Origin of the sequence: Paenibacillus terreus (assembly GCF_042138595.1) — a bacterium.
Lineage (GTDB): Bacteria > Bacillota > Bacilli > Paenibacillales > Paenibacillaceae > Paenibacillus > Paenibacillus terreus.
Window position 1 is genome coordinate 117,616 of the sequence record NZ_JBHIRX010000009.1, and the last position, 14,865, is coordinate 132,480.

General features: G+C 51.3%; 12 protein-coding genes. 10 read left to right on the plus strand and 2 right to left on the minus strand.

Annotated features, from left to right (window positions below):
- Nucleotides 1-377 precede the first annotated feature (377 nt).
- The gene (locus ACE5KN_RS17165) at nucleotides 378-1,187 is read left to right on the plus strand and encodes a YitT family protein (protein WP_375526244.1); all 810 of its coding nucleotides are present in this window, start codon (nucleotides 378-380) and stop codon (nucleotides 1,185-1,187) included.
- A 102-nt stretch (nucleotides 1,188-1,289) separates the two neighbouring features.
- Here ACE5KN_RS17165 and ACE5KN_RS17170 read toward each other — a convergent pair whose 3' ends face one another.
- Nucleotides 1,290-2,267, minus strand: a complete 978-nt coding sequence (locus ACE5KN_RS17170; protein WP_375526217.1) for an aldo/keto reductase — start codon at nucleotides 2,265-2,267, stop codon at nucleotides 1,290-1,292.
- 127 nt (nucleotides 2,268-2,394) lie between these two features.
- Nucleotides 2,395-3,027, minus strand: coding sequence for a flavin reductase family protein (locus ACE5KN_RS17175; RefSeq protein ID WP_375526218.1), 633 nt, complete (start codon nucleotides 3,025-3,027; stop codon nucleotides 2,395-2,397).
- A gap of 266 nt (nucleotides 3,028-3,293) precedes the next feature.
- Between ACE5KN_RS17175 and ACE5KN_RS17180 the strand changes: the two genes are divergently transcribed.
- The 9 genes from ACE5KN_RS17180 (at nucleotide 3,294) to ACE5KN_RS17220 (ending at nucleotide 14,859) form a co-directional block, all read left to right on the plus strand.
- Complete coding sequence (locus ACE5KN_RS17180; RefSeq protein WP_375526219.1) at nucleotides 3,294-3,989, plus strand: response regulator transcription factor; 696 nt, start codon at nucleotides 3,294-3,296, stop codon at nucleotides 3,987-3,989.
- Nucleotides 3,982-5,070 carry a sensor histidine kinase gene (locus tag ACE5KN_RS17185; RefSeq protein WP_375526220.1) on the plus strand — a complete coding sequence of 363 codons (1,089 nt, stop codon included), beginning with the start codon at nucleotides 3,982-3,984 and terminating at the stop codon, nucleotides 5,068-5,070. The genes ACE5KN_RS17180 and ACE5KN_RS17185 overlap by 8 nt, the downstream gene beginning before the upstream one ends.
- Before the next feature lie 323 nt (nucleotides 5,071-5,393).
- Nucleotides 5,394-5,471 carry a K(+)-transporting ATPase subunit F gene (kdpF, locus tag ACE5KN_RS17190; RefSeq protein ID WP_375526245.1) on the plus strand — a complete coding sequence of 26 codons (78 nt, stop codon included), beginning with the start codon at nucleotides 5,394-5,396 and terminating at the stop codon, nucleotides 5,469-5,471.
- Between the two features lie 42 nt (nucleotides 5,472-5,513).
- A complete protein-coding gene (gene kdpA, locus ACE5KN_RS17195) occupies nucleotides 5,514-7,184 on the plus strand; it encodes a potassium-transporting ATPase subunit KdpA (protein WP_375526221.1) in 1,671 nt (556 codons plus the stop codon).
- A gap of 27 nt (nucleotides 7,185-7,211) precedes the next feature.
- Nucleotides 7,212-9,242: a potassium-transporting ATPase subunit KdpB gene (kdpB, locus tag ACE5KN_RS17200; RefSeq protein WP_375526222.1), complete on the plus strand. Its 2,031-nt coding sequence runs from the start codon at nucleotides 7,212-7,214 to the stop codon at nucleotides 9,240-9,242.
- 279 nt (nucleotides 9,243-9,521) lie between these two features.
- Nucleotides 9,522-10,091 (plus strand): potassium-transporting ATPase subunit KdpC, encoded by a 570-nt coding sequence (gene kdpC / locus ACE5KN_RS17205; protein ID WP_375526223.1) that lies wholly within the window; start codon nucleotides 9,522-9,524, stop codon nucleotides 10,089-10,091.
- 87 nt (nucleotides 10,092-10,178) lie between these two features.
- On the plus strand, nucleotides 10,179-12,497 hold the full coding sequence (locus ACE5KN_RS17210; protein WP_375526224.1) for a histidine kinase: 2,319 nt from the start codon (nucleotides 10,179-10,181) through the stop codon (nucleotides 12,495-12,497).
- Between the two features lie 86 nt (nucleotides 12,498-12,583).
- Complete coding sequence (locus ACE5KN_RS17215; RefSeq protein WP_375526225.1) at nucleotides 12,584-14,113, plus strand: ATP-binding protein; 1,530 nt, start codon at nucleotides 12,584-12,586, stop codon at nucleotides 14,111-14,113.
- Nucleotides 14,110-14,859 (plus strand): response regulator, encoded by a 750-nt coding sequence (locus tag ACE5KN_RS17220; RefSeq protein WP_375526226.1) that lies wholly within the window; start codon nucleotides 14,110-14,112, stop codon nucleotides 14,857-14,859. Before ACE5KN_RS17215 ends, ACE5KN_RS17220 begins: the two co-directional genes overlap by 4 nt.
- Nucleotides 14,860-14,865: the final 6 nt, after the last annotated feature.

Here is a 14,865-nt window from a genome sequence, read left to right on the forward strand (position 1 = left end):
AATTAAATTGTTATAAATATTAAATTTGAATTTTTGAGCGTAATGTTGAAGTATGTCTCACTGGTTTCTTATATATACCTACCACGTTTCGCAATCGAAGAAACTTCGGGTTTACATAAACATTTTGGATATGTTGCTTGGAATACATATTGACAGTCTCTATTACCAATCAGTCTGTGTGGGCAATTTCACTTTTTGAGAACTGAAAAGGATTTACAATATGCGGGCCGATTACTATAATGATAGTATTAAAAGAGCTGGGCGACTTATGTGTGCATCAAGCGATTAAAGGATGTTTTTTTCCTTTAATCGCTTTTTTTGTGAGTTCACTATTCATTGGAGGTATTCGTTTGAAAACCAGGTTGTTTGATTTACTTATGCTGCTTGTCGGGGCATTTCTGTTTGCTCTGGCGGTTAATCTGTTTATCATTCCGAACGATTTCGGGGAAGGCGGTGTGACCGGGATTTCCATCATTTTGTTTTATCTCCTTAACTGGTCCCCGGCACTCGTCAGCATCGTCATTAACGGCATTTTGTTGATCATTGGATATAAACTGCTGGATAAAAAAACAACGGTGTATACGATCATCGCAGTCGGTTTCAATTCCTTGTTCCTGCATCTGACCGAGCATTGGAAGATTTCATCGAACGAGCCTTTTATTAATGCGATTTTTGCAGGGCTGCTGGTCGGTGTGGGCATCGGACTTATCATCCGGGTAGGGGGAACGACGGCGGGGACGGCCATACTTGCCCGGCTTGCCAACAAATACTGGGACTGGAACATCAGCTATGCTCTGTTATTCTTCGATCTGATCGTGGCCGGATTCTCCATCTTTGTCATCGGGATTGAGAAGGTCATGATCACTGTCGTTATTTTATATGTTGGAACAAAAGTGATGGATTTTATTGTTGAGGGATTGAATCCCAAAAAAGCGGTCACGATTATATCTGCCCACCACGACAGCATTGCAGAACAGGTAACCAAAATCATGGACCGGGGGGTAACGGTGCTGAGGGGGTACGGTTATTATACCGGCCAGTCGAAGGATGTACTGTACATTGTGATCAGCAAGCAGGAAGTGTCGATGCTTAAGAAAATTGTGCGCGCTGAGGATAAGAATGCTTTTGTCACCATACATGACGTGCGCGACGTTTTCGGTGAGGGGTTTATTGATATTTCCAAATAGTCGGGCAAATGGCTAAAATGAGATAGCGGCAGCTCTGGACATTTCCTCGTCTATGCTTGCCGCTATTTCCATTGCAGTAACAGCTGAAATGAGGAGCCTGGTTTATTTATCCGGCAGACGATACACGGCAAAAGGCTCGCTGTGCATGAACCGGCTGCTCGCTTCATTCAGCCTGCTCTCTGTCTCGGCGTCGTAAGACAGGGACAAGCTCTGCAGGCTGTCCTGCAGCTGCTCGACCCGGGTGGCGCCAACAATAACGGTGGAAACCGCCGGTCGATTCATCAGCCAGGCCAAAGACAGGGCGGTCGGGCTGGAACCCAGCTCACCCGCAATACGGCCTACTTCATCGCCGAGCTGAATCCGGTCCTCCGTAAGGAATCTGGCGAAATTGGGATCGGTGTCAGCCCTAGATCCAGCCGGTGTCTGGTTTCCGGCATATTTTCCCGTTAAAATACCGCCTGCCAACGGGAAATACGGAATGATGCCGATGCCCTGATCCAGGCAGAGAGGCACCAATTCCTTTTCCGGTGTGCGGTCGGCCAGAGAGTAACTGCATTGAATGGAGATATATGCGGCGAACCGCTGCCGTTCGCTGACACTCAGCGCTTTCATCAATTCCCATGCCGCATAGTTGGATGCCCCGATATAGCGGACTTTGCCGGCAGAGATCATATCGTCCAGGGTGCGGAGTGTTTCTTCCAGCGGGGTAGAGGGATCAAAAGTATGTATCTGGTACAGATCAACGTAATCCGTCTGCAGACGGCGGAGGCTGTCTTCCAGCTCCTGCTGCAGATGATAGCGGGAAGAGCCGCTTTGATTGGGCCCTTGTCCTCTGGGAAGCCCGGCTTTGGTCGCAAGCACAGCCTGCTGCCGTTTGCCTTGCAGTGCCAGGCCGATGATTCTCTCGGATTCCGTACCCGCGTAAATGTTGGCCGTGTCGATGAAATTCATGCCGCTGTCGAGGGCATGATGGATAATCCGGATCGAGGTCTCTTCGTCAGCACGCTTGCCGAACGCATTTGTCCCAAGTCCGAGTGTGGATACTTGCAGCCCGCTGCTGCCAAGGCGGTGGAATTTCATGGCATTCACTCCTTCTGATGGTTGTAGATGATGTGTGGTAATTATTATCTCAAATACGGCGGACGGCACGCAACGAGGAGTGAATTTTCGAAACAGCCGTTTGCTTATTTCGCCGTTAATCTTGGGCTTAATGCCTCTTATCGGTCACAGGTGGAGCGAAGATGGTCGCTAATCTGGAAGGATGGAGCTTGCCGCCAAGCCCGAAATACTCGCAAAAGTTCATGATTAACGGCTTCCACTTCTCAGGGTCGATATAATGCTGCTCTCCGTCCATTAAGAGTTCCTCCGCAACATGAACCTTCAATATTTTCACTTCAATGGCCATAAGGCTGCTTGGCAGCTCGAAGGAATGAACCTGTTCTACCGAGGCCTCCAATTGAACGGGGCATTCTCTTACACGCATGGCTTTTACGATATCTGCAGGCTGCTTCGTGAGTTTGGCGATTCCGAATTTGTCAGGCTCGTAACGATAACCTCTTTGTGCCTTGCTTTCGGGAACCGGGTCTTTTCCGGTGAATAATGCAAGCCGATCTACCGCCGACACCAAATCCTCCGAAGGAAGATTAAGAACACACTCCCGTTCGCGCAGCATATTCTGAACAGTTTGCGACTTGCTGCTCATCCCCAGCATACAAGACTGATTCAGCCACCAGGCGGAGGACATGGGAGCCAGATTGCTTGAGCCGTCTTCATTTTGAGTACTAATGAGAACTACCGGCGTTCCGAAATAAAGAATGTTAGGATTGATGACTTTATGCACTGCTATCGTCTCCTTTACTTAGCGCTTCCGGCTCAGTCTAACATAGGAGATCGCACGTGATAACATTTCTGGAATAAGACAGCAAGATTTCAAAACCAATCCCGCGTGAACAGTTTATTATTACATCTAAAGTTTGGAATACGGATCGTGGACATAAAGCGACCAAAAATCAGGTGAAAATAGGTACAGATTTGCGGATTAATCAAGTAGGTGTACAATATGAACTACATGCAATGTTAAGGTTATTTTAGAGGAGCGGAACAAGGATGAAACGCGCCACAATTTTGATAGCGGATGATGAAGCGGAAATTGCCGATCTGATTGCGCTGCATTTGGAAAAAGAGGGCTACCATCTTATTAAAGTGTCTGACGGGAAAGAAGCGGTTCGTGTTATCCAATCCCATCCGATTGACCTGGTGATCCTGGATATTATGATGCCGGGGCTGGACGGTTACGAGGTGACCCGCCAAATTCGGGAGCAGCACCGGATGCCGATCATTTTCCTAAGTGCAAAAACGTCTGACCTGGACAAGATTACGGGATTGGTGATGGGAGCCGATGATTATATGACCAAACCGTTCAACCCGATGGAACTGGTTGCACGGGTGAATGCGCAGCTGCGGCGCTCCATGCAGTTAAACCAGCCGGCATTGGGCAATACTTCCGTATTGGAAGCAGGCGGATTGATCATTGATCCGGACAAGCGCTCAGTTGTTTTATATGGCAACAGCATCGAGCTGACTCCGAAGGAGTTTGATATTCTGTATTTGCTCGCCAGTCATCCCAAGAAAGTTTTTAGCGCGGAAAATATTTTCCGGCAGGTGTGGGGAGAAGATTATTACGAAGGCGGGAACACCGTCATGGTGCACATCCGCACCCTGCGCAAAAAGCTTGGCGAAGATGCCAATAAAGATAAATGGATCAAAACCGTATGGGGAGTGGGTTACACATTCAATGGCTAAAATAACCCGAAGCTTCAGATCCAGAATGCTCTATTTATTAGGGCTAAGCATGCTTTTGGCGGGTCTCATCACTTATGCGATCTATAAAGCTCTGCAGATCTATTATTATAGAACGGTTCGATACGAGGATCCGCTGGCTCACTATCGCCAAATGATCCGCAACTTCGGAGATCTGAATTTCTTTTTAATCTTTTTTATTCCGCTGGCGATCTTGTTTTTCTTTTTGCTGACCAAGCCTTATGCCAAGTATTTTCGCGAAATCTCAACAGGGATTCATCGGCTTGCCAATGGTGATTTTAAGAGCCGTGTGTTTATATCGTCAAATGATGAACTGGGGATGATCGCGGCCGACATCAATTTGGCCAGTGAAAAGCTGCAGCAGGCGGTGGAGCGAGGGGATTTTGCTGAAAGCAGCAAGGATCAACTGGTCCTGAATTTGGCCCATGATTTGCGTACGCCGTTGACTTCGGTTCTGGGCTACCTGGATGTTATTCTGCAAAACGATCAGCTGACGGCGGAGCAGGTAAAGCATTATACGACCATTGCTTTTACGAAATCGCAGCGTCTGGAGCGTCTGATTGATGAATTATTTGAAATTACGCGAATGAACTACGGCATGCTTACCCTTGATAAGAAACCAATTGACCTGAGCGAGCTGCTCACTCAATTAAACGAAGAGTTATACCCAGTCTTTGAAAAAAATCATCTGACGGCCAGATTAACGCTCGTTCCGCATGTGCAGATTTTGGGGGATGGAGAGCTGCTGGCCCGTGTATTCGAAAATCTGCTGGCAAATGCCGCCCGTTACGGCAAAGACGGTCAGTTTGTAGATATGATCTGTAAGCTTGATGAGGGAGAAGCGGTCGTCCAGGTAGTGAATTATGGCGATTCCATTCCCACGGAAGATCTGCCTCATCTCTTTGATATGTTCTATACCGGGGACAAAGCCCGGACACATCATGAGGGGGGTACTGGTCTGGGTTTGTTCATTGCGAAAAATATTGTCGAGCAGCATGATGGAACCATTTCCGTCCAAAGCGATGTGATTCGTACGGTCTTTGAGGTGCGTTTACCGCAGTGAAGCGCGGCACTCTCTGAATATGAAAAAGGCTCTGCTGGCTTAAGCTGGCAGAGTCTTTTTCATTTTTACACTTTTTTTACGCCCCCCGCCGAGATCTTAACCCCATTTTTATACCGAATCGTATTATCATTGGCTCTGTGTTAAAGAGAGATGTTCGACAAAGTCTCTCTTGCCGGAGCTTTTTTGCTGTTCTTATAAACAGGAGGTTGGGAATACATGCTGGACATCGTAATGGTAGCGTCTTTCATTCTTTTAACTTTGATGATGGTCGGATTGCTGGGTTGGGCCGGCAAGGTAGCAGACGAAGGAAGTGAACGCTCATGATGTGGCTGCTCGGTATCGTGGTTCTTCTAATCGGATTGTATCTTACTTACGTGCTGCTGAATCCGGAAAAATTCTAATAGAGGAACTAATATGGCTGTAGAGGAAGGAGTTCAGACGTTATGTATGCTGTACTGTCTATCGGGGTGACGCTGCTGCTCGTTTTGCTGCTGGCGCGTCCAATGGGTCTTTATTTGGCCCGGGTATTTAACTATGAACCGACCGGATTGGACAAATGGTTCGGGTGGATCGAGAAGCCGATCTTTGCGCTTGGCGGCATTCGCCGGGACAATCAGTCCTGGAAGCAGTATGCGCTGTCCGCTGTGCTCAGCAATCTGGTCATGATGATTTTGGTATATTTGATTTTCCGATTTCAAAAGTTTCTGCCGCTTAACCCGAGCGGCATTGATAATATGGAACCCACGCTTGCCTTTAACACGGCGGTAAGCTTTATGACCAATACGGATCTGCAGCATTACAGCGGCGAGAGCGGCCTTTCCTACTTCTCGCAAATGGTGGCCATCGTATTTACGTTGTTTACTTCCCCGGCTACGGGGCTTGCAGTGGGGATCGCTGTGATCAGAGGACTTGCGGGCAAGCCGCTCGGTAACTTCTTTGTGGACCTGGTCCGTGCGATCACACGTATCTATTTGCCCATCGCTTTTGTTGCAGCGATTATTTTTATCGCGCTTGGCGTTCCGCAAACGCTGGATGCCACGGCTGTAGCGCATACGATTGGCGGGCAGGAGCAGGAAATTGCACGCGGTCCGATAGGTTCGTTCCTGTCTATTAAGGAATTGGGAAATAACGGCGGCGGTTTCGTCGGAGTCAACTCGGCGCATCCGTTCGAGAACCCGGACGCCATCAGCAACCTGTTGCAGATCTTGCTGATGTTGCTGCTCGTTACGGCCTTGCCTTTTACGTATGGCAAAATGGTCGGCAATGCCAAGCAGGGGCGGGTCCTGTTCGTATCCATGGCGATGCTCTTTATTGTTATGCTGGGGATTTCCCTGAGCGCGGAGAGTGCCGGCAACCCTGCCCTGAATGCATTGGGTATTCAGCATGAACAAGGCAGTATGGAAGGCAAGGAGGTTCGCTTTGGAGTGGCGCAATCCTCCCTGTATTCCGTGGTCACTACCGCATCCGAGACGGGGGCCGTCAATACGATGCACGATACCTTGACGCCGATTGCCGGATTGATCACGCTCGCAAATATGATGCTGAACACGGTGTTTGGTGGTGTAGGAGTAGGCTTCATTAACGTTCTGATGTACGCGATGATCGGTGTGTTTTTGTCCGGTCTGATGGTCGGGCGGACGCCTGAATTCCTCGGCAAGAAGATCGAAGGGCGAGAGATGAAGCTGATCGCGGTGACGATGCTGATTCACCCGTTGCTGATCCTGACGCCGACGGCGCTTGCACTGTACACAAATCCGGATACGATCTCGAATCCCGGGTTTCACGGGCTGACACAGGCCTTGTATGAATTCACGTCATCAGCTGCGAATAATGGCTCCGGCTTCGAGGGACTTGGCGACAACACGCCTTTCTGGAACATTGCGACTGGTATTGTTATGTTTCTGGGACGCTATTTTTCAATGATGACGATGCTGGCGGTTGTAGGCTCATTGGCTGCCAAAAAGCCCGCACCGGAAACGTCGGGTACATTCCGGACCGATAATGCGTTGTTCGCAGGGGTGTTCCTGGGCTCGGTGCTGATTGTGGGAGCTTTGACCTTTTTCCCGGCGCTTGTGCTCGGACCGGTTGCGGAATTTTTAACGCTAAAGCCTTGACTTAGAAAGTAACGGAGGAAGCTGGCCATGAAACAAAAAAAATCGATGATAAGCCCTGAACTTATTCAGAAGGCTATCAAGGAATCATTTCTGAAGCTGGACCCGCGCGTCATGATCCGCAATCCGATCATGTTCGTTGTTGAAATAGGTTTTATCATTACGGTTCTGCTAATTTTCGTACCTGATTTGTTCGGCGGAACGGCATCGTGGGGATATAATCTGACGGTTGCTTTAATTTTGCTGTTCACGGTGCTGTTCGCTAACTTCGCTGAAGCGCTCGCGGAAGGGCGAGGCAAAGCACAGGCGGACACGCTGAAGAAGACAAAGCAGGATATTCGGGCCAACAAAATGACAGGTCCTGCTTCGGTCAAGGTCGTGTCGTCCTCAGAGCTGCGCAAAGGGGATGTTGTGATCGTCGCCCAGGGGGAAATGATCCCCGGAGACGGTGAGGTCATCGAAGGCCTCGCTTCGGTGGACGAATCGGCGATTACGGGCGAGTCGGCTCCTGTCATTAAAGAAGCAGGCGGTGATTTCAGTTCCGTCACCGGCGGCACGCGCGTGATCAGCGACCAGATCAAGGTGCGCATCACCAGCGATCCCGGCGAGTCATTTCTCGACCGCATGATCGCGCTCGTGGAAGGCGCGAAGCGCCAGAAAACACCAAACGAGATTGCGCTGAGCACTGTGCTGACGAGCCTGACGCTGATTTTCCTGATCGTTGTTGTGACACTTCCGTTTTTCGGCGCTTATTTGAATGTCTCATTAGAAATCCCGATGCTGATCGCGCTCTTGGTATGCTTGATTCCCACGACAATTGGCGGCTTGCTGTCCGCGATCGGTATTGCAGGTATGGACCGTGTAACCCAATTCAATGTGCTGGCGATGTCCGGGAAGGCTGTCGAAGCAGCCGGGGATATCAATACGATCATCCTCGACAAGACCGGTACGATCACGTTCGGGAACCGGATGGCCAGCGAGTTTGTCCCTGGCGGTGGGCATGAGGAAAGTGAAACGGCGGAGTGGGCCGCTATCAGCTCGCTCAAGGATGAGACGCCGGAAGGACGCTCGGTGCTGGAGTTGATGAAAAAGCTGGGCTTTACGTATGACGCTTCCTTGGGAGAAGGAGCCGAGTTTCTCGAATTCCGGGCCGAGACCCGCATGAGCGGCATGGATTTGCAGGACGGACGCCAGGTCCGCAAGGGCGCGGTGGATGCCGTGAAGAAATGGGTTGCCGCCCAGGGCGGGAAAATCCCCAAGGATCTGGACCAGCACAGCGACCGCATTGCGAAAGCCGGGGGCACACCGCTGGCCGTGGCAGTCGATCAGGAAATTTTCGGGCTTATCTACTTGAAGGATACCGTGAAACCAGGCATGAAGGAACGGTTTGAGCAAATGCGGCAGATGGGGATTAAGACGATTATGTGTACGGGAGATAATCCTCTGACTGCGGCAACGATTGCCCTGGAGGCCGGTGTCGATGATTTCATCGCGGAAAGCAAGCCCGAGGACAAAATTGCCGTCATTCGCAAGGAACAGGCCGAAGGCAAGCTGGTGGCAATGACAGGCGACGGCACCAATGATGCGCCTGCCCTGGCGCAGGCGGATGTAGGGATTGCGATGAACAGCGGTACGGTAGCGGCGAAAGAAGCAGCGAATATGGTGGACCTGGATTCCGATCCGTCCAAAATTATTGAAGTGGTGGCGATCGGGAAGCAACTGCTGATGACGCGCGGTGCGCTCACAACTTTTAGTATCGCGAACGATATTGCCAAATATTTTGCGATTATTCCCGCGCTGTTCATGGTGGCCATCCCGCAAATGGATGTATTGAATATTATGCGGCTCGGTTCGCCAAGCTCGGCCATTTTATCGGCACTGATTTTTAACGCGATCATCATTCCTCTGCTCATTCCATTGGCGATGAAGGGTGTGGCGTATAAGCCGATGTCCTCGTCCCGGCTGCTGCAGCGCAATTTGCTCATTTACGGCCTGGGCGGCGTAATCGTGCCGTTCCTGGGCATCAAGCTGATTGATCTGCTTGTCCATCTGTGGGTGTAATAGAGGTAGTTCAAAAAGTCATCTTTTGATCACGAAGTAAATCAGGAAGCAGACTCGACATCGAATCTTGAATTCAGCCGGGACTAAGCAGATGCTTCCGAAGCATGTTTCCTGCGGAAACATTTCAGGTGCTCACGTACCCCCAAGTACGCTCCGCTCCTCAGTCCCTATCTTCATTCAACCCAAGCGTTTTGAAAAAACGCACTTCGGAAGCATAGGCTTCGGTGCTGAAAAGCTAACTTTTTGAACGCGCACTAAATAGAAAGGGCGGTTATGAAAATGAAAGTAATAGTGAACAGCCTTCGCTTAAGTCTTGTGTTCATGGTGGTCTGCGGACTGCTGTATAATCTTGTGGTGACAGGCATTGCCCAAGCGTTAATGCCCAAGCAGGCGAACGGCAGTCTGCTGTATGGTGATCAGAACAATGTCATCGGCTCGGAGCTGATCGGGCAAAGTTTTCCTGAGCCAAAGTTTTTCCAGAGTCGTATCTCTTCGATTGATTATAATGCGGCCGGTTCGGGCAGCGGCAACTATGCCCCTTCCAACCCGGATATGCTGGCCCGTACGCAGGAGTCGGTGGAGGCGTGGAAAAAGGACAATCCGGACGTACCGGTCAGTGAGCTGCCAGTTGACCTGATCACCAACTCCGGTTCCGGTCTTGATCCGCATATCAGCCCGGAAGCGGCAAAGGCGCAAATTCCACGGATCAGCCGGCTGACGGGAATTCCGGCAGAGAAGCTGAATGAGCTCGTGGCGGACAACACGTCAGGCAGAGAGCTGGGCTTCCTGGGAGAACCCGTGGTGAACGTATTGAAGCTGAATCTGGCTTTGCTCGAGCAAATGAAATGACGATCACCCCGCTCAGAGACTCCTTTTGGGCGGGGTCATGGTTTTTCCGTGGAGATTCAACATTTTGCATAATTGCGGGTGGTTCATATGGAAGATTTCAGAAGAAAAACCCCTGAAGAAATATTGAAGTCGATCTCGAAGCTGCAGCGCGGACGCTTGAAAATCTATATTGGCCCATTCAGCGGCTCCGGCAAAACCTATCACATGCTGCGCGAGGGCAACAGCCTCAGACAGGGGGGGATCGATGTGGTGATCTGCGCCGTTTCCACCATGCAGCGCAAAGAAACGATCGAGCAGATCGGCTGCCTCGAACGAGTCCCCAGCATCCATTGGCACCAGGGTGGCGTGGAGAAGAAGGATTTGAACCTGGAAGCGCTGCTGGAGCGGAACCCGGAGGTGGTGCTTGTTGACGGGCTGGCGCACCGGAATCGGGCCGGGGCACGGTTCAAGACCCGTCTTGAAGATATTCAGTATCTGCTCAGCCACGGGATCAGTGTAATTACCACGATCAATGTGTATGAACTGGTTGGGTATCACGTGCTTGCCCAGAAGCTGACCGGCCTTAAGGTGGAGGAAACCGTTCCTGTCGATACTCTGGATTTGGCCGATGAAGTCCGTCTGATCGACGTCACACCCGAATCGATTCTTGCCCGCTTGTCGGAGGGGGCTTTGGAGGTCCGCCTGGCATCGCTTTCGAAACGGAATAATTTGGCTAAACTAAGGGAACTGGCCCTGCGGCTGGTGGCTGAGGATGTCAATGAATCGCTGGAGAAGCACAGGGAAGAACTGGGGTTAAACGGCCCTTCCGGCGCGGCGGAGCGCATATTGGTCTCCACCCAGTACCACTGGAACGGATCGATCTATATTCGGCGCGGCCAGCAAATTGCCAAAAGGCTTAACGGCGACATGCTGGTCGTCACCTTCATAAATCCGCGGAAGCAGCTTTCCCGGGAGCAGACTGCGTTTAAACGGTCCATGGTGAAAATGACGGAGAAAATCGAAGCCGACTTCATTGAGCTTCCTTTCATCTCCAGAAGGGCGATTCCAAGACAGCTTGTGGATTACGCGATTGAAAACAAGGTGACACGCATCGTGCTGGGCCATTCCAAGCAGACGCCTTGGCAGGAGTGGCTCAAGGGTTCGATCCCTAATTCCTTGATGAGGCTGGTCGACAATATGGATTTGTTTTTTGTTGCTGATACCGCCGAGGCGAAGGGGGAGCGGATTCTGCCGACCTCCATCCGGCAGCAGCACAATACAAATCCATACCGGCGTCTCAGTGATACGGAAGTGAAGGAGCAAATCAGCCGGATCAAGCGGGGGACCTTCAAGGTGTATATCGGGGCAGCGCCAGGTGTAGGGAAAACGTATACGATGCTGCGGGAAGGAAATGTTTTGCTGCACAAAGGGATTCAGGTGGTGATCGGGCTGCTGGAAACGCATGGACGGCAGGAAACACTTGAGCAGATCGGTGACCTGCATATCATTCCCAGAAAAATGGTCGATTACCGTGGAGCCCGGCTGGAGGAAATGGATGTAGAGGAGATCATCCGTTATAATCCCGAGGTTGTGCTTGTGGATGAGCTGGCGCATACCAACATTCCTGGCAGCAGCAGCAAAAAGAGATACGAAGATATTCTTGAGATTTTGGACGCGGGTATTTCCGTGATTTCGACCATGAACGTGCAGCATCTGGAAAGCCTGAATGATGCCGTGGAGCAGCTTACCGGCGTCAGAGTGCGGGAAACGGTTCCCGACAATATTCTGCGTCTTGCCGACGAAGTTCAGTTAATCGACGTCGCTCCGAATGCGCTGCAGCAGAGGCTTAGGGAAGGGAAAATTTATGCTGCGAATAAGGTGGATCAGGCTTTGAACCATTTTTTCAAGACAGGCAACCTGATTGCTCTCCGTGAGCTGGCCCTGCGGGAAATTGCCGATGACGTGGACGAACGGCTGGAAGCATGGGAGCGGTGGGGTTCCTTGCGTGGACCGTGGCGCAGGCAGGAGGTAATCTTCGTCTGCGTGACCTTGGGCGCGCGGGCGGAGAGCCTCATTCGCAGAGGCTTTCGGATTGCACACCGTTTGAAAGCAAACTGGTATGTCCATTATGTCGCGCTTCAGAGTGCCTTTACGGAAGAAGAGCAGAAGCGCATCCAGGATCTGGAGCAGCTTACCCGGCGCTTCGGGGGACAGTTCGAGCTTCAATATGCCAGGAAACCAAGGGAAGTAGCCCGCAAGCTGCTCGAGAAAGCCAATCTGTATGCAAGCACGCAAATGATTGTGGGACAGACGAAGAAAAATGTATGGCAGCGCATGCTGACAGGCAGCACGGTCAATACGATTCTGAGATACGGGCGTCACATGGATGTGCTGGTCGTATCAGGTTTCAGTCAGAAAGAGCGGTAAACCGGTATAAGCGGGAGAGTTGCTTAATTCAGGCTGTTTGTCCATACTTGTTTTTGTATAACAGAGACACATAGGATGTGACGTGAATGGTGCAACAGCGCCCATATATATGGGTCACTTTGTCTATCATATTGCTGACCGTTGTTTTGAAATGGATTGGCTCCTTTTTTGACCTTGTGAATATTGCTCTTATATATTTGCTGCCGGTGTTGATAAGCGCGGTGTATGGGAGTAAAGGATCTTCATTCTATGCAGCGGGCTTGGGTGTGCTGGCTTTTGATTTTTTCTTCGTCCCTCCGCAATTGAGCTTTACCGTGGCGGATCTTCGTTATGCGGTGTCATTTGTCATATTCCTGTCTGTGGCTGCATTAACGGGAAGTTTGGCAGCAAGATTGAAGAAGCAGCTGGCATATTCCAGGCAAAGGGAAGAGCATACGGCATCATTGTACGCACTCAGCAAAGAGATGAATGCCATTACAGATATCCAGGCCCTGCTGGACCATATTGTGCTTCAGGTGTCCCGTTCTGCAGAATCCGAAGCAATCATATATTTGCCGGACAGCAGGGATGAACTGGAATTGGCTGCGTCCTCCCCGGGGACTTCCGATTGGGGAAGGAGTGAAGCGGAGCTGGTCATTGCCAGATGGGTATACAGGCACGGTGACCGGGCCGGAAAAGGTGCGGAAAAGCTGCGAGAATCGGCGGGATTGTACATCCCATTGCGTATTGAAGAGAAAACCTACGGGGTGCTGGGCGTGAATCTCAAGTCTGTACTGCCGTCCCCGGAGACGGCAAGGCTGATTGAGGCGCTTGCCGAGATTGGCGCAAGTGCCATCGCCCGCCTGAAGCTGAGTGAAGAAGCACGGCTGGCCCATCTGACTGCAGAGTCGGAAAGGCTGCGGACGGCGATCCTGGATTCTGTCTCCCACGAGCTGCGGACCCCTTTGGCGACGGTGATCGGTTCCGCTACAGCATTGCTTGAAGGAGACAGCCTGTTCTCCAAAGAAGACCGGATGGATTTGCTGGCCACGATTCGGGATGGGGCATTGCGCATGAATCGGCTCGTGTCCAATTTGCTCGGCATGATCAAGCTGGAGAGCGGTATGCTGCAGCTGCGGAAAAAATGGTGTGATATCGAGGATCTGATCGGGGTTGTATTGCAGCAGGTACAGGATTTTCAGCAGCAGCGGAAGCTGCTTGTGCATATGCCGGATCATGTCCCGCTCATCCTGGGGGACGAGATTCTGCTGGAGCAGGTGCTGGTCAATGTGGTCAGCAATGCGATCAAATACTCGCCGGATGGCAGTGAAGTGAGCATTGACGTTCATACGGAAGGGGATTCGGTCATCATCTCTGTCAGGGATAGTGGAATGGGACTTGATGAAGCCGATCGGGAGCGGATATTCGAGAAGTTTTACAGGGCGGACAAAACAAAGCATGTGCCGGGCACGGGTCTCGGCCTTGCGATCTGTAAGGGAATTGTGGAGCTTCATGATGGCACCATCTCCGCCGCTCCTGCTCCGGATCAGGGAACGATCATCACGATCCGCCTCCCGCGAAGTGAAGAAAACAAGAGCATGTTCATGCATACAGAAGGGGAAATGGAGAACCTATGACGACATCCGAAACAGGGGCCAAAATTCTGGTGATCGACGATGAACCCCAGATTCGCAAGCTGCTTAAAGTAACCCTGCAAGCCCACCAATTTGAAATTGAGGAGACGGCGACCGGCGAAGAGGGCATATTGAAAGCCACCGTTTCCCATCCCGATTTGATCGTATTGGATCTGGGGCTCCCCGATATGCCTGGCATGGAGGTTCTCCAGCGCATTCGCGAATGGTCCGGTGTACCGATTATTGTCCTCACGGCTAAAGAGCGGGAAGAAGACAAGATCGCCGCCCTTGACGGCGGTGCGGATGATTATGTTACAAAGCCGTTCGGCATGGGAGAGCTGCTTGCGAGAATCCGTGTTGCGCTGCGGCATGTAGCGAAATCGGCCCATGAGCCTGTCCTCAGGTTCAACGAGCTGGTCATCGATTTGGCGCAGCGGAGCGTCATGCTGGGTGATGAACGGGTCAAGCTGACACCGACGGAATACGATCTTTTGAAAATATTGGCCTCAAACGCGGACAAGGTCGTTACACAGCGGCAGCTGCTGCAGCAGGTGTGGGGAAGTCACCACAATGAATCCACCGAAGGCCATTACCTGCGGGTCTATATCAGCCACCTGCGCAAGAAGCTGGAGGAAGATCCAACCCGGCCCAAGCTGATTATTACGGAGCCCGGGATCGGGTATAGGTTCCTTACTCCCGATGGGCCGTCCTTTGTCTGCCATGATGAAAAAGGCCCGGCTCCTATGTAAGGGCCG